A 20,506-nucleotide genomic window follows, 5' to 3' on the forward strand; every position below is an offset into this window, starting at 1 on the left:
TTCGCCTTGGCCAGCAGCGCATCGATCTGTTCTTTGAGTTCCAGCTCGGCTTTCTTCATCCGCTCGTAACTCATCGCCTTATGACGCGACGCATTGGCCTTGATCTTCGTGCCGTCAACGGCAATCGTCCCGAGCTTGACCAGTCCGCATTCCTTGGCCAGCTTCACCACTTGCACAAACAGCTCCGACAGTTCCTTCAAGTGAAAGGCGCGAAAGTCGCAAAGCGTGCGATGCGCCGGATAGTTGCCCGCGGCGAGGACCCGGAACGCGATATCTTCATGCAGCTTCCTGGCCAGCTTGCGCGACGAAAACACCCCGGTCGCATAGCCGTAGACGAGCACCTTCACCATCATCGCCGGATGAAAGGGTTGATTGCGCGGGCCGCCGCCCGCATACCGCGCATGGAAGCTTGACAGGTCGAGCGAATCCACCGTGTCGCTGATGTAATAAGCCAGGTGCCCTTCCGGCAGCCAGTCTTGCAGCGCGTGGGGCAGCAACATCTGCTGCTGCGGCTCGTATGGGAGATAACTTGTTGGCATCTGCTAACAACGTCTTCTCCGCTCGGCCGGATGACATCAGATTTCTGCCGCGCACGCTCCTAGGCTCCCGGCGCATTGTTTCTTCAGTCTACCGAACAACAGATCGGCGACTTCGCTCGTCCTGGACCGCTTTTACCGGGGACGCTTCGCGACTTATTCCCGTTCTAATTCCCGCGATGGAATATTCAATGGGCTATCGTGTAAAGGGACGAGAAGGGTAATTGCCTGATCTGGTTTCTCCGGCAGCGCCGCGATGTAGTCGTACCGAAAGGAGGTCTGTCATGCAAGGCGACAAGAGAGTCATCGAGTATCTCAACGCACAGCTGAAGAACGAACTCACCGCAATCAACCAGTATTTTTTGCACGCGCGCATGTACGGGAACTGGGGCCTCGATGCGCTTGGAAAGCATGAGTACGACGAATCGATCGATGCAATGAAACATGCCGACGCGTTGATCAAGCGCATTTTCGTGCTCGAGGGCCTTCCCAATTTGCAAGACCTGAGCAAGCTACTCATAGGCGAAGAAACGAAAGAGATCCTCGAGTGCGACCTGAGGCTCGAACAGAGTTCACAAAACACGAGCAAAGAGGCGATCGCCTATTGTGAATCGGTAAGTGATTTTGTTTCGCGCGAAATCCTGACGTCCATTCTCGACGATATCGAGGAGCAGATCGATTGGCTCGAGACCAACCTTGCCTTGATCGACAAGGTCGGACTGCAGAACTACCTTCAATCAGGGATCGATTCAATGAGTTGAATAGTCGGGGCTCGCCACGATCGCCGCACGATCCGGAGTTTGGGTTGTAATTAAATTGTAATATTACCGGAATGACTTTCGTGGTGCGAAAGCCTCGCCGTTCGAGGCGACGCGTTGCCAAGCACAAGGAGGTTTGATATAAACGCGAATAATTCTCATTAAACTTCACTCGTGTTTCGAGGGGATTCGCCCATGCCTGCCGCCGATCATCTGTCGTTTCACGACACGCATGTCCTCTACGAAGATCATCACGGGTGGCTGCAAGGCTGGCTGCGTCGTCGACTGGGTAACGCCGCAGACGCTGCGGACCTTGCTCACGATGCTTTCATTCGTCTGCTCGTCAAGCCTGCTCCGCAGGGATTCGCGAGTCCGGGCGAGGCGCGCGCCTATCTTCGAGCCATGGCGCAAGGCATGTGCGTGGATCTGTGGCGCCGTCGGCAGGTCGAGCAGGCATGGCTCGACACGCTCGCGTCTCGCCCCGAAGCCTACGAGCCTTCACCGGAGCACCGCGCCATCATCATCGAGACGTTGATGGAGATCGGCGCGATCATCGGCCAATTGCCGGAAAAAGTGGGGCATGCCTTTATCCTCGCGCAGATTCACGGCGCGTCGACGCGTGATATCGCACTGGAACTGACGGTGTCCGAGCGCATGGTCCAGAAGTACATCGCCCGCGCGATGCTTCATCTTGCATTGATCGATGCCGGCTTGCGGATCTGACACATGACCGCGCGCCTTCCCCTTGTCAGCGCGCGCGACGGCGTCGCAGCGGACTTCGAAAGCCTGGAGCAGGCCGCGCACTGGTATGCCGTGCTCCTGACGGACCATGACTCGGCGCAAGCGCAGCGCGCAGCGTGGGCCGTGTGGCTCAACGAGCGTCCCGAGCATCGTCGGGCATGGGAGCATATCGAAGCTGTCAGCCGCCGCTTCGATCCGCTACGCGCGGAAGGCGAGCGCGACGCTGCGATCGTTGCTATGCGCGTGTCGGCACGCGGCGTCCCGACGCGCCGCAAGGTACTTGGATGCCTTGCCGCGCTAGGCGGCACGGGCGTCGCCGGATGGTTCACGTGGCGCCTCACACCGTTGCCCGACGTCGTCACCGCATGGCAGGCTGACTATGCGACCGGGGTCGGCGAGCAGCGCGAGCTCATCCTCGCCGATGGCACGCGCGTGTGGCTCAACACCGAAAGCGCGCTGAATGTCGACTACGACGACGAACGCCGCCTGCTCACGCTGAAAATGGGCGAGATTCTGGTCGATACCACCAAGGACCCCCGCAATCGGCCCTTCTTCGTCGATACACGGTACGGCCGTTTGCAAGCCCTGGGCACGCGCTTCACGGTGCGTCAGACAGAGGGTTTCGCGTTGCTGGCCGTATTCGACGGCCGCGTCGAGATCCGCACGCGTTCGGGCGAGACGCGCATCGTGGCCGCTAACGAGCAGCGGCAGTTCGATGCGAACGCCATATCCGATCCGGTGTCTGCCGATGTCGCGCGAGAGGCGTGGACGCGCGGCGTCATCGTCGCGGACAACGTGACGCTGGAGACCTTCGTCGCTGAACTCTCCCGCTACACGCGCGGTCATCTCGGCGTCGATCCGGCGGTGGCGTCGATCAGGGTCGTCGGTCGTTATCCCGCCGCGCGCCCCGACCAGGTCTTGGCGATGCTCGAGCGCGATCTGCCCCTGCGCATCCGCCGGACGCTGCCTTGGTGGACATCGATCGAAGCCCGATAGACAGGTAGACAGGGCTTCGCGATTTATTTCCTAACTTTTTCTTCGAACCGGTTCGCATTTTCGATCCTCGTCCGATTAGCAAAGGAGAGGGCCAAAGACGAACCGGGCAACCGACGCTGTCGGACGGACCTCTTCCTGTCAACGCACCCAACGAGGAATCCGTCCTATGCAGCGCCTGTCGTACCCTTCCAGCCCGCTTTACAACCGACATGAGCGCGACAACAGCGCCGCCCGTGCGCACGGAACGACGCGCCGTCCCGTCGCTCACGCGGTGCGCATGGCGTTCGTCTCCATCGCGCTGGCGGGGAGCGTTGCAGCGATCAATGCGCATGCGCAAACCCCGGAAGAGAAGGCTGGCCGGGCCGCACAGGCGGGCACGACACGCTACGACGTGCCGGCCGGCCCCTTGGCCGCCGCGCTGAGCCGCTTTGCCGATCAGGCGGACATCCTGCTGAGCGTGCCGGGTGAACTGACCGCGGGCAAAACGAGTCCCGGTGTGCATGGCACATTCGACGTGAATGGTGCATTCAACGCGCTTCTCAACGGTACGGAACTGGAAGCGGTGAAGCAGGCTGACGGCAGCTACTCGCTGCGCGTCCCTCGGGCTGCGGGAGGCGTGGTCACCGAAAGCGCCCTGCCCGCTGTGACGGTGGTCGGCAAGAAGGTGGGCGACGCGTTGCCCGTCCCCTACGCGGGCGGTCAGGTCGCGACGGGCGCCGCGCTGGGCATCCTCGGCGACCGGGACTACATGGACACGCCGTTCAGCGTGGCGAGCTATACCGAAAAGCTCATTCGCGACGAACAGTCGACCAGCATCGCGGAACTGCTGACGACGACAGACCCTTCAGTGCGTGCCGCCATCGACAGCAGCAATCGCTACGATGCGCTCACGATTCGAGGCTTTCGCGTCGAGAACAGCGAAATCGCGCTCAACGGCCTCTATGGGCTCGTGCCGAGCTATCGCGTGGGACCGGATCCGATCGAACGTGTCGAACTGCTCAAGGGCCCGGGCGCCTTGCTTAATGGCATGATGCCGTCCGGCAGCGTCGGCGGCAGCGTGAACGTGCTCACCAAACGTGCCGGGGATACGCCGCTCAATCGCGTCACTGCCGAGTATGAATCCGACTCCGTGTTCGGTGCGCATGCCGATCTCGCCCGGCGCTTTGGTCCCGATAATCGCTTTGGCATTCGTGTCAATGCCGCGCGCCGCGAAGGTGATACGCCGATCGATGAACAGTTCAAGCGCAGCACCGCACTCTCGGTCGGACTCGATTACCAGGGCGAACGGCTTCGCGTGTCGGGAGACGTGATTTATCAGGACGACTGGATGCGCGCGGCGGCACGCGGCTACACGCCGCTCGCGGGCATTGAGCTTCCTGGCGCGCCTGATCCAAAGATCAATCTGGCGCAGGACTTTTCGTATTCGAGTTCTCACAGCCTTACCGTGATGGGCCGGGCGGAGTATGACCTCACGTCGAATGTGACCTTGTACGGCGCACTCGGCATGAATCGTTTCGGCTACGACAAGATCGAGGACCCGGGCGCGACGATCACGAACGTACTCGGCGACGCGATTTCGACTTCGCGCTATCAGCAAGGGCGCTCACACGCGCTGTCCGCCGAAGCTGGGGTGAGGGCGCGCTTCAAGACCGGTCCGATCGATCATCAACTCGTGGTCGGCGGCAACCGGCTCGACACGACAACGTGGTTCGGCCAGAGCATCTATGGCAGCTATGCAACCAATATCTACGCGCCGGTGCGGCTGGCTGGGTTGGGTGCGCCCCTATCGACCTCGCCCGAATCGAAGAGCAGCGACCAGACACTCCAGAGTGTCGCGATCGCCGATACGTTATCGGTTGCGCAGGGGCTCGTGCAGTTCACGGTCGGCGTACGTCATCAGCAGGTCGAGAGCAACAACTTTGCCGTTTCGGGCGCAACGACCACGCATTACGACCAAGGGGCGACGACGCCATCGTTCGCACTCGTGGTTCGCCCGATGGATCAGTTGTCGTTCTATGCGAACTACATCGAAGCATTGACACCCGGCGCCACGCCGCCCGCGGATGCTGCCAATCCCAATCAGGTCTTCGCGCCGTTCAAGACCAAACAATATGAGTTGGGATCCAAGCTGGATCTGGGAAGCTTCGGCGCCACGCTGAGCCTGTTTCAGATCGAAGTGCCGAGCGGTGTTGTCGATCCGGTCAGCAAGGTCTTCAGTCTCGACGGTCAGCAGCGCAACCGAGGTGTCGAGCTTTATGGCTTCGGCGAGCCGATGCACGGCGTGCGCGTGCTCGGCGGGGTGACCTGGATCGACGCGAAGCTCACGCGCACCGCGGGTAATCGGTACGACGGGAACCATGCATTCGGCGCGCCGTCCGTACAGGCCAACCTCGGCGCCGAATGGGACACGCCTTTCTTCCCCGGATTCACCGTTTCCGGGCGCCTCATTTATACCGGCGAAACCTACGTCAGCCAGGACAACACGCAGCACGTGCCCTCATGGACGCGCGTCGATCTCGGCGCGCGCTACACCACACCCGTCTTCGGCCGTCCAGTAACGTTGCGCGCGAACGTGACGAACCTCTTCAACCGATACTACTGGCAGGCCAATCCGACCGGCTATCTGATCAGCGGTATGCCGCGCACGTTCTGGCTGTCGTTGTCGACGGACTTCTAAGTTATGAGTACATCGTCGTTCCGGGCGGTGCATTCGCCCGGGAAACTCAAGGCATATCAACAAAGGGGAAGAACTCCATGAATTCGACTGCTCGCCGTTTCTCGATGAAGATGGCATTCACGGGCACATTGGCGCTCGCTACAAACGCTGTCGCCTTTGCGGCAGAGCCCGTCGTAGCCACGTTCAGCACGCCCGGCTGGGACACGAATTACCTCATTAAGGGCCGACAGCCGTTCAACGTCGCGACCCTCTCTCTCGACGTAAAGAAACAATCGAAAGTCCTTGTTCAGTTCTCCAGCGAGATCTCCTCTGAACACGCCGAGAATTGTCCCTGCTATGTGCGCGCCCTTGTTTCGATGGACGGCGCAAAAGGCCGGCCCATCAAGCGAATAAACGTCGGCAGCCCTGCGGTGCACGAGATCGACAAATACGACAATGACCGCCAGAACCTTGACGGGACCACCGTTTTTGAGGCGGAGCCGGGCAAGCACACGTATGAGCTCACGTTCCAGCAGGTCGACAGCAACGGCAACGATCTCGAGATCTACTACCCCAATTTCCATGTCATTGCATTCCCGGATTGAACCGGTCAACCGACCTTGTGCATGCCAGACTGCTGGTAGTTCTGAATTCCGATCGTGTCGATGAGCCCGATTTGAATCTCCAGCCAGTCGATGTGATCTTCCGTTGCGTCGAGCAGGTCGACGAGAATTTCTCTCGAGACGAAGTCCCGGACCGATTCACAGTAAGCGATTCCGGTTTTGCACTGAGCTTGTGCCGTCTTTTCAAGCGCGAGGTCGTTTTGCAGAGCCTCTAGCGTGTGTTTGCCTATATTGAGCGGATGGAGGTCCTGCAGATTGGGCTGCCCATCGAGCAAGAGAATTCTCTCGATCAGCCTGTCCGCGTGAGTCAACTCATCCATCGATTCGTTGTACTCGTGGGCGCCGAGCTCCGTAAGTCCCCAGTGCTTATAAAGGCGGGCATGTAAAAGGTACTGATGCACGGCCGTCAGTTCGTTTTTCAGTTCGGCGTTGAGATACTCAATCACCTTCGGATCGCCTTGCATGCTATCGCTCGCCTGGTTGCGTCATTCAAACAGAATAGACCCTCGTTAGGAAACGCGCGGCAACGAGACGCATCTTCATCAATCGTGTCGTGGACATTCGACGAAGACTTGGCGAAATGTTCAAGCCCGTATTCGTACGAGCACAAACTAGCCGGAAATTTCTTGCAAATGCGATGTGTCGTATTAGTGTTTAGGCACTCGCTGAATTCAGAGAGCCCGTGCAGACGTATCCGATCGGCAAGCAGCATATCGAAGGGGGGATGGAGACAGGTACAGGTGCTGTGTATCTTCAGCCGATTACGATGGCGCCGGAAGGCATGATGCGCAGGGCGTCGGATTCCGACATCCATCTCGAAGCGGACATCCACGCGGTCAAGAACAACCCGACCGGCTTCGCCGAGGGCGACTGGATGCCGTTCCTACAGGTCACGTACGAACTCACGAAGGTGGTACGACCCAGACCATCAAGGGCGACCTGATGCCGATGGTCGCGAGCGACGGGCCGCATTACGGCGACAACGTTAAGCTTTTCGGCGCTGGCAAGTATCACCTGAATCTGCATATCTCGCCGCCTTCGCAGGAAGGCCACATGGCGTTCGGCCGTCACCCCGACACGGAAACGGGCGTCGGCCCGTGGTTCAAGCCGTGACGATCGAATACGGCTTTCCGCTCGCGGGCATTGGCAAGAAAGGTGGCTATTGAACGATCGCGATCCATAAGGCGTTCAACTCGCCCAGTGAACAAGTCCACCGCAAGGACATGGCGAATCGGGTGGGTTGCATCCACCTTCGCCAATGAGCGGCGCGTCATGTTCAGAGGGCGCGGCGTCGTGTGTTTAGAGGCGAGCAGGGCACATTAGAAACGATGTCGGATTCCTGCAGCGACCATCAACTGATTGCGGCCACTTGCCGGATCATTGGTGTTGATCACCGCCGGTGCGTTCGACGAGGCGCGCTGGTAAATGGATTCGATGTAGACGTCGGTACGTTTCGAGAGCAAATAGTCAGCCTGCAACGCACCCTGGTGCCAATGTGCCCCGCCGCCGTTTGTATAGACATACATGCCGGCCAAGGCGAACGCTGACGTCAGTTGATAGACGCCATTGATCTCGTAGTTGTTGAGCGCAAGGGACGCTGCCGCCTCACCCGTTTCGGCATTGGTTACCCCCGAGTTGATCGAGCGGGAGAATGCGGCGGCAAGCGTGAAATCGCCGAATGCATAGCTGGCCCCGACGCCAAAAGTGTTTTGACGAGCGACGATGGCGTCGAACACCGCACCGTCAGACCCCGGCAGCGCGAGCGGCTCGTATGCGCCGTTGTCCGTATTTCCCCGTCCGTTGTTGTGCAGCCATGCGGCGCCCACGTTGAATGGGCCCATCGAATAATTCGCCCCTACGCTGTACGCTCGATTGTTCGCGAACTGCCCGGCGAGGTTGGAAAACGCGTAGAGGCCTCCGAAGGTGAACCCTCCATAGTTGGCGCTCGTGTACTTCACCGAGTTCGCAGCGAGGAAGGAGTTGTTGGCATTATCGTTGTCGAGTAAATGTGCGAAGGCGGTTCCGCCCGTGCCGCCCGTCAGGGTGAAGGGCGCGAAATAATCGTGGATCGAGTCGTACTGATGACCGAAGGTGATCGTCCCGAGCATCTCGGTACCGAGACCCACGTAGACCGGGTGATCATTAAATCCCTCGCCCGTCGCGACCGAGAAGCCACGTTCCAGCCTGAAGATTGCCTTCGCTCCGCCACCAAGGTCCTCGACTCCCTGGAGCCCCCAATAGCTTCCATCGATCACACCAGACGTCACTTTGTACTGAGAGTGATCGCCGACATTGTTCACGTAGGCTACACCGCCATCGATCTCGCCATATAGGGTGACTGAACTTTGTGCGCGAGACTGACAAGTCACGAATGCAAGCGACAGGGCACAGGTGACTCGAATTGCGACATCGCAGCGCGGGCAGGGCATGTTCCTCTCCAGGTTGTCCAACAAACGGACTTGAACGTAAGCACGACGAAGAATGGTAATGATTTTTATTTGTTTTTCAAGTGTATTTGAAAGTCATTTTTTAAGTCTGATGATTTGACGACGCCGCTTAAGGGAGCGTGCTTCTCGTTCGCCGCAAGGATGAGCACCTAGTAAGCAAATGCTAAGCATTTACCCGGATATTTCAGTTACCTTTCTGGTTTTTGCGTCGCGGACGGTGCCTGATCATGCTCTCTACAGCTCTTATCGTGTTTCGTGAAGTGCTGGAGGCGTCCCTGATTGTTTCGATCGTTCTTGCTGCCAGCAAGGGCGTGGCAGGGCGCGGGTGGTGGGTCGCGGGCGGGCTTGTTTGTGGGATCGTGGGGGCGGGCCTACTGGCGATTTTTGCTGATGCTCTGTCGAATCTGGCTTCCGGGTTGGGACAAGAGCTTTTCAACGCAGCGGTCATGTTCGTCGCCGTGGTGATGCTCGCTTGGCACAGCATTTGGATGAGCAGCCACAGCCGGGAGATGGCCCGGCAAATATCGGCAGTCGGAAAGGCGGTCGCAACGGGCAGCAAGCCCCTGATCGGTCTATCAGTCGTGGTGGGTGCCGCCGTGCTGCGCGAAGGCGCTGAGGCAGTGTTGTTTCTCTACGGCGTCCTTGTGAGCTCGCCCGGCGAGACGCTCCAGATGCTGGTGGGCGGATTGATTGGTCTGGTAGGCGGCGTAAGCCTCGGTTTTGGTATGTATGCAGGGTTGCTGCAGATCCCAATCAAAAAGCTCTTCGCCGTCACGAATGCACTGATTGTCCTCCTCGCGGCGGGCATGGCGAGTCAATGTGTTGGCTTTCTGATTTCGGCCGGAGTCGCTCCCACTTGGGGCGATGTGGTCTGGGACAGTTCATGGCTGCTTGACGAGACTTCAATCGCCGGCAAGATGCTGCATGCCCTGGTTGGGTACACGGCCCGTCCCGCGGGTTCGCAGATCGTCGTTTATCTTCTTACCTTCGGCGTCATCGTCGGTCTTTCGAAAATTGCAAGCACTCGCCAACATACTTCCTAACCTAGGAGCAAGGACGGGCCACGGACCTATGCGCTTCCCGTGAAGGCAGAACCAGGCGTCATTCGGCCTGGGACGCCCATCTCACAGCGGCATCGAGCAGTCGTAGTCCGTCAGGCGAGAGGTTCGTGAACATATCATTGCATAGAAAGAACATCGCGCGTCGCGCGGGGGCAAGCGTCTCATAGTCCATCGTTGCTCCCTTTTCACATGCGAAGATGACGGCTTTTTCCGGTTACCCGTAAATCGTGCTCGCTCGGCGTTCCAGCCCCTACGATCGCTTAATCATCTCGGGCACGATCTTGATCGCCCTGACACCCGGCTGGTTGGTCACGGTGGTGTGGGTTTTATCTTGCGGAGAGCTACTTTGAGCGATACGAAGATGAGGAAGACCGGCTTGAACGAGTTAGCGCGGTCCCTCGGACTGACGCCCGTGACAATCTGAGACAGTGCGCTTCAAAGCGTGAGCACTCACGTTAAATGGGGTAGCCCGCCGACAGGTCCGCTTGATCACATTTCAATCTGGCCGTGACAGTCGACCAACATCGCGGAACTGCTGACGACGACAGACCCTTCATTGCGTGCCGCCGTCATCGACAGCAGGAGTCGCTATGATGCGCTTACGATTCGAGAATTTCGCCTCGAGAACAGCGAAATCTCGCTTGACTGCCGCTATGGGCTCGTGCCGAACTATCGCGTGAGACCGGCTGTCGAGGCTCAGTACAGTCAAAAGGTCCGCACTTTTTGGTCCGGCAAGATGGCTGCGTCACAGGCACTTGTACGATTCGTCAAGCACAGGTGCTGCGCGTAAAGAACGACATCTCCGCCTGTTGTTCGATAGCGAAGTCCACTAGCGATCGAATCGCCTGCGTCGCGTAACGCTGGCCGGCATACAGCATGCTGATAGTTCGCTCTTTCCCGTCGAGATCGAAATTCTTCAGAAGCGGCAGGAGCTTTCCGCTTTCCAACTCGCCTTCTATCAGCATTCGAGGCAGCCGCGCCACGCCCAGACCCGCGACCGCCGAACGGACGACGGCGCAGGTATTTCGAGCGGTTAGCGTCGGTACGAGCATGACGCGGTGAACACCGTCCTTGTCGTTGAATGTCCAGTAGCGCATCAGCGATTCGGAATCGAGAAGAATGTCATAGTTGGGCAAATCTCTCGGGCTGAGCGGCAACTCGCGAGACTTCAGATAGCAAGGCGCTGCGACGATGACATCCTCCGTCCGACCAAGCGTTCTGCAGACGAGCGATGAATCGCGAAGCTTGCGCTCGACCATGAAGGACAATTCGAAATCCTCGGGAGAGATTTGCGCCTGATTTTCATAGATCGTCACGTCGAAGGCGATGAGCGGATGCTTCTTGTGGAACTCGGTCAGCAGCTTGGGCAAGTCCGTTGCCGCGAACAGGGCGGATACGGCAATCTTCACACGGCCGGTCGCGGATTCCGCCTCTGCTCGCACCTTTTCTTCGATCTGTCTGACTTGCGAGAGCACATCGGCGCAGCTCTCGAAGTAGCTTTGACCGGCTTGTGTGAGCGAAACGCTACGCGTCGTCCTGTTTATCAGGCGCAGTCGCAGATGATGCTCCAATGCACCGACGCCTCGCGTGACCGCCGAATTGGATATCCCGAGCTGTTTCGCGGCAACGCCGAAGTTGAGACACTCCGCGACCTTGACGAAGATTCGCATCGATTCGAGTTGATTCATGGCTGCCAGCTTTGATTTGGCGTTGATGTGTCATTCGGCGGCCCGTTTGCCGGACGCGTTCCAGTCGCCGCCGAGCGCGACAAGCAGACCGACGGAAGAGATGGCGCGTCGCGCGTCGATCTGATCCGCGATTCTTTCGTTGCTCAGTGCGATCGTCTGCGCCGTCACGACGTCGAGATAACTGACCGCGCCTGCCTGAAAGCGGTTATTGGTGAGTTTGAGCGACAGTGCCGCGGCATCGGATGCGCGGCGCTGGCTTCGGGCTTCGTCCGCGAGCGCGGTCAGCGCGGTGAGATCGTCCTCGACCTGCTGAAAAGACGTCAGCACGGTCTGGCGATAGTCGGCGGCGGCGCCTTCGTATTGCGCGCGTGCATCGGCGAGCATCGCGGAGCGGCGTCCGCCGTCGAAGATCGTTGCCGCCAGTTGAGGCCCGAGCGACCAGAAGAGGCTCGGCGCCGTGAGCCAGGGCGCGAAGAACGTGCTTTCCAGGCCGACGTTCGCGCCGAGCACGAGACTCGGAAAGTAGGCCGCGCGCGCCACGCCGATTTGCGCGTTGGCGGCGAAGACGCGCCGTTCGGCCGCGGCGACGTCCGGGCGACGCTCCAGCAGTTGCGAGGGCAGCGCGACGGGAATCGCCGGCACTGCAAATTGCTGGACGACCGGCGCAATGGAGAAGGTCGAAGCGGGTTGTCCCACCAGCGTCGCGATGGCGTGTTCAAGTTGCGATCGTTGCGAGGCGGTTTCGGTCGCCTGCGTGCGCGTGCTTTCGAGCTGCGTCTGGGCCTGCGCGACCGCCGAGGCGTCGATTGCGCCGTTCGCGAGTTGCTGATCCAGCAGCTTGAGCGCAGCCGAATACGCGTCGATCGAATCGTCGAGAAGCTTCTTTTGCGTGTCGAGGGAGCGCAGGTTGAAGTAGTCGATTGCGAGCTGGCTCGTCACGGAAAGACGAACCGCTTCGACATCGGCCGCGCTTGCGTCCGCGTTGGCCTGCGCGTTGAGCGTTGCATCGTGGATCCGGCCGAAGAGGTCGGGTTCCCACGATGCGGACAGGCCGACGGCGTAGTCCGGCACGGTCTTTCCTGCGAGCGATTTCCCTTCCAGATTCGCCGATGTCCGCGTGCGATTCTGGCTGAGGCTCGTCGAAATCGTGGGCCAGAAACCGGCGCGCTGATAGTCGACCATCGCTCTCGCCTGTTGAAGCTGAGAGACGGCTTTCTTGAGCGTCTGGTTCGATACATCGACGCGCGCTTCGAGCGCATCGAGCGTCGGGTCCTGAAACAGGGTCCACCACGGGCCGCGCGCCTGCTGATCGGATGGTGACGCCACAGACCACCCGGGCGCGGACGCGAAGTGCGCGGGCACAGCCACTTCGGGCGGCCGATAATCCGGAACAGTCGAACACGCCGCGACAAACATGCAAGCCAGCGCGCAAGCCGCGCGTCGCATTGGAAGCTTCATCGTCTTCGCTTTCACGATGCGTGGCCCGCCTTGGCGATCTTCACCGGTTCGCCGCTCATCAAGGCATCGCCCGGATTGTCGATGACGCGATCGCTGGCTTGCAATCCCGTCAGAATCTCGACGTGCGTACCGAAGTCGCGTCCCACGGTGACAGACTTGAGCGCCGTCTTTCCAGCCGCGTCCACCGTGGCGATGGTCACAGCGTTCGGGCGGAACAGCAACGCACTGACCGGCAAATCGAGCGCCGGATTGCCGTTCTGAAGCGCGAGATGCACTTGCGCATAGGCGCCGGGAAGCAGCGTGCCGTCCTGATTGTCCACGTCGACCTCGACGCGAAGAGTCCGGCTCACCGGGTCCATCGCGCCCGAACTGCGCGCGACATGCGCAGCGAACTGTCTGCCCGGAAACTGCTGCACGGTCAGATACGCCTGCGTGCTTGCGGACACGTAGGGCGCATCGTTTTGCGGCACGTCGATGAACACGCGCAACGTGTCGCGCTGCGCAACATGAAACAACTCACCCGCCGATGCCGCGAGACCCGGCGCACCGCCCGCCGTCACGAGCGCGCCGACATCGACGTTGCGCGCCGTCACCACGCCGTCGAAGGGCGCGACGACTTTCTCATAGGAGACGAGTTCGGTGAGCCGCTGCACGTTCGCCTGCGCAGATTGCAGCATGGCCCGCTTGGCGAGCATGTCACCGGTTTTGGTGTCGGCGTCCTGTTGCGACACCGACTGCGTTTTCAGCATGTCCTGCCAGCGCTGCGCGGTCGCCTTCGCGTAATTGAAGTTGGCTTGGGCGGTGGCTTCGTCGGCATGCGCTTGCTGGAGCTGCGCATCGAGTTCCGGGGTCTGGATATCGGCGAGCACCTGTCCCTTCTTCACATGCGCGCCGATATCCGTGTACCAGTGCTGCACGTAGCCGCTCGTGCGGGCGTAGATCGCGGCATCGGAAAAAGCCGTGACGGCGCCGGGCAACAGCAGCTCCTGCGTGGCGGGCGCGGCTTTCGGCGCGATGACGGAAACCATTTGCGCGCTTTGCATCGTGACTTGCGCCGCCAACGCGCCTTGCGCACGAAGCCGCGGAAGAATGCCCGCCGCAAGCAGCGCGGCGGCGACGCCTGCCACGATCAGCGGGAAGACGAAGCGGCGCGCTCGCGGCCGCGTGTGAGGGTCGTGTTGCGGATTCATTCGGATGACCTGAGTGGTGGCTTTAGTGAGCGTCGGTGGATGGCGCAGCTTGTGCGGCGCGCCGGCGCGCGAACCATGCATGCACGATCGCAAACATGACCGGCACGAACAGCAGGGTCGATACGGTGCCGAGCGCAAGACCGCCGATCACGGCGCGTCCGAGCGGTGCGTTCTGCTCGCCGCCATCGCCGAGACCGAGCGCCATGGGCAGCATGCCGATCAGCATCGCAAGCGCGGTCATGATGACGGGGCGAAAGCGCGTGAAGCCCGCTTCGAGTGCCGCGTCCCAAGGCCGGGCGCCTTCGTGCAGCTTCTCTCGCGCCGCGTTGACGACGAGAATGCTGTTCGCCGTCGCGATGCCGATACATAGAATCGTGCCGGTCAAAGCGGGAACGCTCAGCGTGGTGCCGGTGGCGAACAGCATCCACGCAATGCCCGCAAGCGAAGCCGGCAGGCCGCAGATGATGATGAGCGGATCGATCCACGACTGAAAATTCACGACCATCAGCAGATAGACGAGCGCGATGGCGAACGCCAGTCCCGAGCCGAGACCGCTGAACGATTGAGTCATCGATTGCACCTGTCCGCGCATGACGATGGTCGATCCTGGCGGCAAATGCACCTTGGCCTGGTCGATGAGGCGGTTCACGTCGGCGGCCACGCTGCCGAGATCGCGGCCCTGCACGGAACCGTAGATATCGAGCACGGGCTGCACGTTGTAGTGCGATACCACGGCCTGCTGCGACGCACGTCGCATCGTGCCGAGCGAGCCGAGAAGGCTTTGCGGTGCGCTCGATGCCTGGCTCTTGTTGAGCGGCAGATTGGCGAGCGTCTGCAAGGAATGAATGTCGTATTGCGGCACTTCCGTCATGAGCGGATAGCTCACGCCGTTTCTCGGATCGAGCCAGAAGTTCGGCGTGGTCTGCGAACTGCCGGACAGCGAGATCAGCAGATCCTGCGCGACCGCCTTCTGCGTGAGCCCGGCCTGCATCGCTTTCGTGCGGTCCACGTCGATGTTGATCGCGGGCGCGTCGCCGGGCTGCTGGATGTGCGCATCCACGAGGCCACGTACATGGCGCAGTTTCGCGAGCAACTGATTGGCCACCACGCGATTCTTCGCGAGGTCCTTGCCGACGATCTGAATGTCGATCGGCGCGGGCTGTCCGAAGTTGAGAATCTGGCTCGTGATATCGGCGGGCAGGAACGAGAACGTCGTGCCCGGAAACGAAGCCGCGAGCACGCCGCGCAGTTTCGTGACATAGGAAGCGGTCGGCGCGTGATTGGGCGTAAGCGCGATCATGATGTCCGCGTCTTCCGTGCCGATGGGCGCCGACGACGAATACGTGAGATTGATCCCACTCACTGGCACGCCGATGTTGTCGAGCAATGACGCTTCCTCGGACTTCGGTATCACGGTGCGGATCTTCGCTTCGACTTCATCCGCCAGCCGCGCGGTTTCCTCGATCCGCGTGCCGGTCGGCGCACGCATATGCAGGCGGATCTCGCCCGTGTCGATGCTCGGAAAGAAGTCGCGGCCGGTGAAGGGCACGAGCGTCATCGAAGCGAGACAGAACACCACGAAGATCGCAATCACGGTGCGCGGATGCCCGATGCCGTTTGCAAGCACATCCTTGTAGCCCATGCGCAGGGCTTCGAAACGCCGTTCGAACGCGGCCTGCCAGCGCGCCAGAAACGCGAGGCGTCCACGCGGTTCGCCGCGCCCGCGCGCCTTGAGCAGATACATGGCGAGCGTCGGAATGAGCGTGCGCGAGAAGAAATACGATGCACACATCGCGAACACGACGGCCTCGGCCATCGGTACGAACAGATAACGCGCAACGCCCGAAAGCAGGAACATCGGGGCGAACACGATGCAGATGGACAGCGTGGATACGAAGGTCGGCACCGCGATTTCGCCGGAGCCGTTGAGAATGGCATCGGCAAGCGGCGCACCGTTCTCCAGATGATGCGTGATGTTTTCGATGGCCACCGTCGCATCGTCCACCAGAATGCCGACCGCGAGCGCGAGGCCGCCGAGCGTCATGATGTTGATGGTTTCGCCGAGCGCCGATAATGCGATGAGCGAGGTGATGACCGAGAGCGGAATCGTCACCGCGATGATGAGCGTCGCGCGCCAGCTTCCGAGGAACAGCAGGATCATCATCGCGGTGAGGCATGCGGCGATAAGCGCTTCGCGTACGACGCCGAGGATCGCGGACTTGACGAATACGGACTGATCCGCGAGCGGCGTGATCTTCAGCGCCTTGGGGAGGCCTGCGGAAATCTGCGGCAGCATCGAGCGGATCTGCTGGATGATCGTGAGCGTGGACGTGCTGCCGGTCTTTTCCACGGTCAGCAGCGCGGCGCGTTTGCCGTCGCTGCGCACGATGTTGGTTTGCGGCGCATAGCCGTCGCGTACCTGCGCGACATCGCGCAGGTAGACCACGCCGCCATTGATCGTCTTGATGGGCAGATCGTTGAGCGCGGCGACGCTGTTCGTGCTGCCGTTCATCTGCACGTTGTATTCGCGGGCGCCGATTTTCGCCGTGCCGCCGGGCAAGATCAGATTCTGCACGTTGACGGCGTTCACCACGTCGCTCGGCGAGAGATCTTTTGCCTGAAGCTTGCGTGGATCGATATCGACCATGATCTGGCGAATCTTGCCGCCGAAGGGCAGAGGCACGGCTGCGCCCTGGACGGTAGCGAGCTGCGTGCGCACAAAGCTGTTGCCGAGGTCGTAGAGCGTCTGCTCGGGCAATGAGTCGCTCGACAGGCCGAGCTGAAGAATAGGCACTGTCGAGGCGTTATACGTGATGATATTCGGGGGCAGCGTGCCCGGCGGCAGAATGCGCAGAATGGAAGCGGAGTTGGCCGTGGCTTCCGCCACCGCACGATTGATGTCCGCGCCCGGATGAAAGAAGATCTTGATCACCGATACGCCGTTGAGCGACTGTGACTCGATGTGCTCGATGTTCTCGACATCCGAAGTGAGCGCACGCTCATAGTTCGTCGTGATGCGGTTCGCCATGTCCTCGGCGGAAAACCCGCTATACGACCAGACGATACTGACAACCGGAATATTGATGTTGGGAAAGATATCGGTCGGCGTGCGCAGAATGGCAAGCGGACCGATCATGAATAGCAGTAGCGCCAGAACGATGAACGTATAGGGGCGGCGAAGGGCGAGTCGAACGATCCACACGAAGTCTTTTCCGGGTCGGGGCACTAGGAGACGCAGTTTGCATGTGCGCGCTTTGCCCAACCCTGACCGGAAAATGACAAGTTCGTAATCTTGCTTCTAGTGCGTGTCGAAGATCTGCAGGCCAGCTGTCGAAGCGAGTGGACCCCTCGTATTCACCACATAGAGGCGGTGGTACTCGGGCACGAAAGCGAAGGTTTTTCCGCCGTGGGTATCGATGTGCTGGACCTTCGTGTAGGCGCCGTCGTGCTCGCGTCGAATCACGTCGAGTCCGCCTTCGCCAGCGACATACACACATGCGTGTGCGGGGTCCACGGCCATCTCGTCGGAGATATCGGTGATGTCAAGTGTTTGCACGATCTTGCCGGTATCGACATTCAGAACATAGAGCTTTCCCGGCTCGCGCGATCCGATGAGCAAGCGCCGATGTTCGGCGTCGAGGGTTATCGCGGAATTGCGGGAAGGGCCCGGAATGCTCCATGTTCCGACGAGCGTGTTGGTCTCGGTATCGATGATGCCGACGGCGTTCTTGTCGCGGAAGTTCACGAAAAGGCGCCGGGTCCGCGGATCGATCGCCATGCCTTTGATCTGACCCGCCGGGACGCGAATACGCCCGAGCAACGATTCGCTTTGCGCCGATAGCATGCTGATATAGGCGTCGTCCTTGCCGCTTTGCACGCCGCCATTGCCGACATAGAAGATTCCGGTTCGTGCGTCGAGAATGCCGCTGTCAGGCTGGGGCTGTAGCGAAATGCGCTTCTCGACGGTCATGGTGCTCGTGTCCACGATTTCGACGCGCGCGGCTCCCGCGTCCGCAATCATCAACGCCCGGCCGTCCTTGATCAGTTCGATCTTGTGCGGCGAGACGGCGACCGACCGATTGCTCTCGATATGACGACCGTCGGGCAGCGAGAACGTCTCGATCGACCCATACTTTTCCGCTGCGACATAAAGCTTCGAATGCGCCAGATCGACGGCGCAATGATCGAAGTCTCCGCCAGTAATCGCGGGCAAGGGAATGGTTGCGATGAGGTTCAGTTCAGATGCGTCGGTGGCGTGAACGCTCTGAACGCCGGCAACGTAGACAAAGCAAAGAAGGGCTGCGGGTCGAAGGCATTTCATGGCGATTTCAGGATGCGGATGTTCGACATGAGTCTAGCGTTCGAGCCAGGGCGTTCATACGCAAGAGCTAGGAATTGAGATTTGCATCGAACTTTGGCTCGCCGGCTTCTAACCGAGCCAATCGCTAAGGCGCAGCTAAGCGAGTGATGCCAGGGTCCCGGTTGCGTCGCGCGTCCTCCTCGTCGAGGAATTCTCTTTTTCGGATGTCTTTCTTGTCACGTGGTTGATGCGAACCGACAATCCAGCGTGGGATATTAGTTCGCGGTCTTGACGGGAGGTTTGGATGCGACTTGGAGTGCTCGCCAGGATGCGCGCGAATGGCGTGCTGTTCGCTATGTCGGTTACGATCACTGAAGTGCTGGCGCTGCTCGTTCTGGCTGCGTCCGGGCGAATCGACGATTTCAGTGACGGGGCCACGCGACTCATCGTGCTTGTCGTTTCGTTTGCTCTCGTCACCGCGACGAAGATCCAGGCTCGCTCGGCGTTCGAAACAGCAGCATCGAGAGGTCATCTCACGCAAGTATCGGATGAACGAGAAGAATCTCGGCTTATCGTTGCTGATGAGTGTCCGGCAGCATGGCTCGTCCAGCTTCATATCGAATCTTGCGCCGATGTTGGAGAAGCGCCCGCGCCCGCAAGGAGACAGCGCTCGATTCGCGGGCTAACCAGAAGAATTGAATCCAGTCGCGATGCGCGTTTCGAGCGAGAACGATTAAACGGGATCGGCCGCGAGTTTCTCTTTAGAACAAGTGGCGAAGGGCGATGCGGCCGACAAACTGGTTGCGCGTCGACGAGGGAGCGTCGGCCCCGGTGATATAAGCCTGATCGAGCGGCGACGCCGCTGCGCTGCCGCCCGCGACGTGCTGATACATGCCTTGGATATAGGCATCCGTGCGTGGCGAAAGCTGGTAGTCCGCCATCAAGCCGAATTGATGCCACTTCGGTTTCGAATTTCCCGCCGCGCTGTCGAATTTGCCCAGGGTGTAGTTGTACATCGCGCCCGCAAAGATCGCCTTGGTGAACTGGTACTTGAAGTTCAATTCGAAGTTGTCGAACTTGAGCGAACTCGCGGTGTTGGCAAAGTTGCCGACATAAACGGAGCCGGTGGCATCGTTCAGGTCGGCATGGGTGTAGACGAAGCCGAGCGTGGCCGCATCGGCGATGGCGTAGTTAATGCCCGCGCCCCAGACGCGCTCGCGTCCGGCGAAGAAGGCGGTGTCGTCGGCGGCGAGGGAGCCGCCCGCGTTGGCGCCTGGATTGTCGATCTGCATATAGGTAGCTGCAGCGGAGAGTGGTCCCGAGACGTACTGCGCGCCCACGCTGTATGCGCGATTATTCGCGAATCCTCCCGCCTGATTGCTGAAGCCGTAGAGACCGCCGAACGTGAATCCACCGTAGTTGTTGCTCGTGTACTTGATCGAGTTGTTTAGACGGAACGAGTTGTCGGTGTTGTCGTTATCGAGCGGATGGGAAAGCAGATAGCCGGCCCAGTTGCCGTTGGCTGTCAGCGGCGCGAGATAGTCGACCACCGAATCATATTGACGACCGACGGTCAGTGTTCCCAGTGTCGCGGAACTCAGACCCACGTACGCTTGCCGCCCGAACATACGCCCCGACTGCCCGAGCTTGCCGTTGTTCACGTCGAAGCCGTTTTCGAGCCGGAATACGGCCTTGTTGCCGCCGCCCAGATCTTCCGAGCCTTTCAGCCCCCATCTGCTGCCTTGTGCAAATCCACTCGCCAGTTGCTCGTTGGAGTGGCCGCTGACATTGTTCGTGTAGTCAATGCCTTCGTCGATGACGCCGTAAAGGCTGACGGAAGTTTGCGCCGAGGATGCAATGGGATACGCGAGCGCGCAAAGAATCGCGCTGGCGAGCAGTTTTCTTTTCATGGAAGGGAGCCCGTGTTGGTGATAGTCAAATCTGATGCAGCGCGTGTCGTGTTGTCGTCAGCACCGCATGGTCACGGACTGTAATCGGCCAAAGATCGCAACATCGATGCAAAACAGTATTCCTCTTCGCGTGTAGCGCAGA

15 protein-coding genes and 1 pseudogene are annotated in these 20,506 nt (G+C 60.1%); 7 read left to right on the forward strand and 9 right to left on the reverse strand.

What is annotated here, in order from left to right:
• The coding region (locus AWB78_RS21310) for a transposase (RefSeq protein ID WP_198399248.1) at nt 1-539 on the reverse strand (539 nt) is incomplete at its 3' end.
• 281 nt (nt 540-820) lie between these two features.
• Between AWB78_RS21310 and bfr (AWB78_RS21315) the strand changes: the two genes are divergently transcribed.
• The 5 genes from bfr (AWB78_RS21315) to AWB78_RS21335 all read left to right on the forward strand — a co-directional run bounded on the left by bfr (AWB78_RS21315) (nt 821) and on the right by AWB78_RS21335 (nt 6,292).
• Entirely contained in the window at nt 821-1,297 is a 477-nt protein-coding gene (bfr, locus tag AWB78_RS21315) for a bacterioferritin (protein ID WP_062607851.1), read from the forward strand.
• Nucleotides 1,298-1,489: 192 nt separating this feature from the next.
• A complete protein-coding gene (locus tag AWB78_RS21320) occupies nt 1,490-2,017 on the forward strand; it encodes a sigma-70 family RNA polymerase sigma factor (RefSeq protein WP_062607853.1) in 528 nt (175 codons plus the stop codon).
• Between the two features lie 3 nt (nt 2,018-2,020).
• The gene (locus tag AWB78_RS21325) at nt 2,021-3,031 is read left to right on the forward strand and encodes a FecR domain-containing protein (protein WP_062607855.1); all 1,011 of its coding nucleotides are present in this window, start codon (nt 2,021-2,023) and stop codon (nt 3,029-3,031) included.
• A 166-nt stretch (nt 3,032-3,197) separates the two neighbouring features.
• Nucleotides 3,198-5,708, forward strand: a complete 2,511-nt coding sequence (locus tag AWB78_RS21330) for a TonB-dependent receptor (protein ID WP_082883376.1) — start codon at nt 3,198-3,200, stop codon at nt 5,706-5,708.
• 77 nt (nt 5,709-5,785) lie between these two features.
• Nucleotides 5,786-6,292 (forward strand): hypothetical protein, encoded by a 507-nt coding sequence (locus AWB78_RS21335; protein ID WP_157697588.1) that lies wholly within the window; start codon nt 5,786-5,788, stop codon nt 6,290-6,292.
• A gap of 5 nt (nt 6,293-6,297) precedes the next feature.
• Here AWB78_RS21335 and bfr (AWB78_RS21340) read toward each other — a convergent pair whose 3' ends face one another.
• Nucleotides 6,298-6,774: a bacterioferritin gene (gene bfr, locus AWB78_RS21340; protein WP_062607859.1), complete on the reverse strand. Its 477-nt coding sequence runs from the start codon at nt 6,772-6,774 to the stop codon at nt 6,298-6,300.
• A gap of 260 nt (nt 6,775-7,034) precedes the next feature.
• Between bfr (AWB78_RS21340) and AWB78_RS21345 the strand changes: the two are divergent.
• Nucleotides 7,035-7,476, forward strand: a pseudogene (locus AWB78_RS21345) (iron transporter).
• 153 nt (nt 7,477-7,629) lie between these two features.
• Here the strand turns inward: AWB78_RS21345 and AWB78_RS21350 are convergent.
• A complete protein-coding gene (locus AWB78_RS21350) occupies nt 7,630-8,739 on the reverse strand; it encodes a porin (protein WP_062607860.1) in 1,110 nt (369 codons plus the stop codon).
• A 245-nt stretch (nt 8,740-8,984) separates the two neighbouring features.
• Between AWB78_RS21350 and AWB78_RS21355 the strand changes: the two genes are divergently transcribed.
• Entirely contained in the window at nt 8,985-9,800 is an 816-nt protein-coding gene (locus AWB78_RS21355; RefSeq protein WP_062607862.1) for an FTR1 family iron permease, read from the forward strand.
• Between the two features lie 785 nt (nt 9,801-10,585).
• On the opposite strand, the gene AWB78_RS21360 is transcribed toward AWB78_RS21355, so the two are convergent.
• The 6 genes from AWB78_RS21360 to AWB78_RS21385 all read right to left on the reverse strand — a co-directional run bounded on the left by AWB78_RS21360 (nt 10,586) and on the right by AWB78_RS21385 (nt 20,364).
• On the reverse strand, nt 10,586-11,506 hold the full coding sequence (locus AWB78_RS21360) for a LysR family transcriptional regulator (RefSeq protein WP_062607864.1): 921 nt from the start codon (nt 11,504-11,506) through the stop codon (nt 10,586-10,588).
• 30 nt (nt 11,507-11,536) lie between these two features.
• Nucleotides 11,537-12,964 carry an efflux transporter outer membrane subunit gene (locus AWB78_RS21365; protein WP_062607984.1) on the reverse strand — a complete coding sequence of 476 codons (1,428 nt, stop codon included), beginning with the start codon at nt 12,962-12,964 and terminating at the stop codon, nt 11,537-11,539.
• A gap of 11 nt (nt 12,965-12,975) precedes the next feature.
• Nucleotides 12,976-14,154 (reverse strand): efflux RND transporter periplasmic adaptor subunit, encoded by a 1,179-nt coding sequence (locus AWB78_RS21370; RefSeq protein ID WP_232477778.1) that lies wholly within the window; start codon nt 14,152-14,154, stop codon nt 12,976-12,978.
• A 22-nt stretch (nt 14,155-14,176) separates the two neighbouring features.
• Nucleotides 14,177-17,356 carry an efflux RND transporter permease subunit gene (locus tag AWB78_RS21375; protein ID WP_062607868.1) on the reverse strand — a complete coding sequence of 1,060 codons (3,180 nt, stop codon included), beginning with the start codon at nt 17,354-17,356 and terminating at the stop codon, nt 14,177-14,179.
• A gap of 96 nt (nt 17,357-17,452) precedes the next feature.
• On the reverse strand, nt 17,453-18,367 hold the full coding sequence (locus tag AWB78_RS21380) for a YncE family protein (RefSeq protein WP_062607869.1): 915 nt from the start codon (nt 18,365-18,367) through the stop codon (nt 17,453-17,455).
• A gap of 848 nt (nt 18,368-19,215) precedes the next feature.
• Entirely contained in the window at nt 19,216-20,364 is a 1,149-nt protein-coding gene (locus AWB78_RS21385; RefSeq protein WP_062607871.1) for a porin, read from the reverse strand.
• Between the last annotated feature and the right edge of the window lie 142 nt (nt 20,365-20,506).

It is taken from the genome of Caballeronia calidae (assembly GCF_900044055.2).
Classification (GTDB): domain Bacteria; phylum Pseudomonadota; class Gammaproteobacteria; order Burkholderiales; family Burkholderiaceae; genus Caballeronia; species Caballeronia calidae.

Bases quoted from the DNA above. Each gene is read 5' to 3' on its own strand.
- bfr (WP_062607851.1), top strand. From the start codon at position 821: ATGCAAGGCGACAAGAGAGTCATCGAGTATCTCAACGCACAGCTGAAG.
- AWB78_RS21320 (WP_062607853.1), top strand. From the start codon at position 1,490: ATGCCTGCCGCCGATCATCTGTCGTTTCACGACACGCATGTCCTCTAC.
- AWB78_RS21325 (WP_062607855.1), top strand. From the start codon at position 2,021: ATGACCGCGCGCCTTCCCCTTGTCAGCGCGCGCGACGGCGTCGCAGCG.
- AWB78_RS21330 (WP_082883376.1), top strand. From the start codon at position 3,198: ATGCAGCGCCTGTCGTACCCTTCCAGCCCGCTTTACAACCGACATGAG.
- AWB78_RS21335 (WP_157697588.1), top strand. From the start codon at position 5,786: ATGAATTCGACTGCTCGCCGTTTCTCGATGAAGATGGCATTCACGGGC.
- bfr (WP_062607859.1), bottom strand. From the start codon at position 6,774: ATGCAAGGCGATCCGAAGGTGATTGAGTATCTCAACGCCGAACTGAAA.
- AWB78_RS21350 (WP_062607860.1), bottom strand. From the start codon at position 8,739: ATGCCCTGCCCGCGCTGCGATGTCGCAATTCGAGTCACCTGTGCCCTG.
- AWB78_RS21355 (WP_062607862.1), top strand. From the start codon at position 8,985: ATGCTCTCTACAGCTCTTATCGTGTTTCGTGAAGTGCTGGAGGCGTCC.
- AWB78_RS21360 (WP_062607864.1), bottom strand. From the start codon at position 11,506: ATGAATCAACTCGAATCGATGCGAATCTTCGTCAAGGTCGCGGAGTGT.
- AWB78_RS21365 (WP_062607984.1), bottom strand. From the start codon at position 12,964: ATGAAGCTTCCAATGCGACGCGCGGCTTGCGCGCTGGCTTGCATGTTT.
- AWB78_RS21370 (WP_232477778.1), bottom strand. From the start codon at position 14,154: ATGAATCCGCAACACGACCCTCACACGCGGCCGCGAGCGCGCCGCTTC.
- AWB78_RS21385 (WP_062607871.1), bottom strand. From the start codon at position 20,364: ATGAAAAGAAAACTGCTCGCCAGCGCGATTCTTTGCGCGCTCGCGTAT.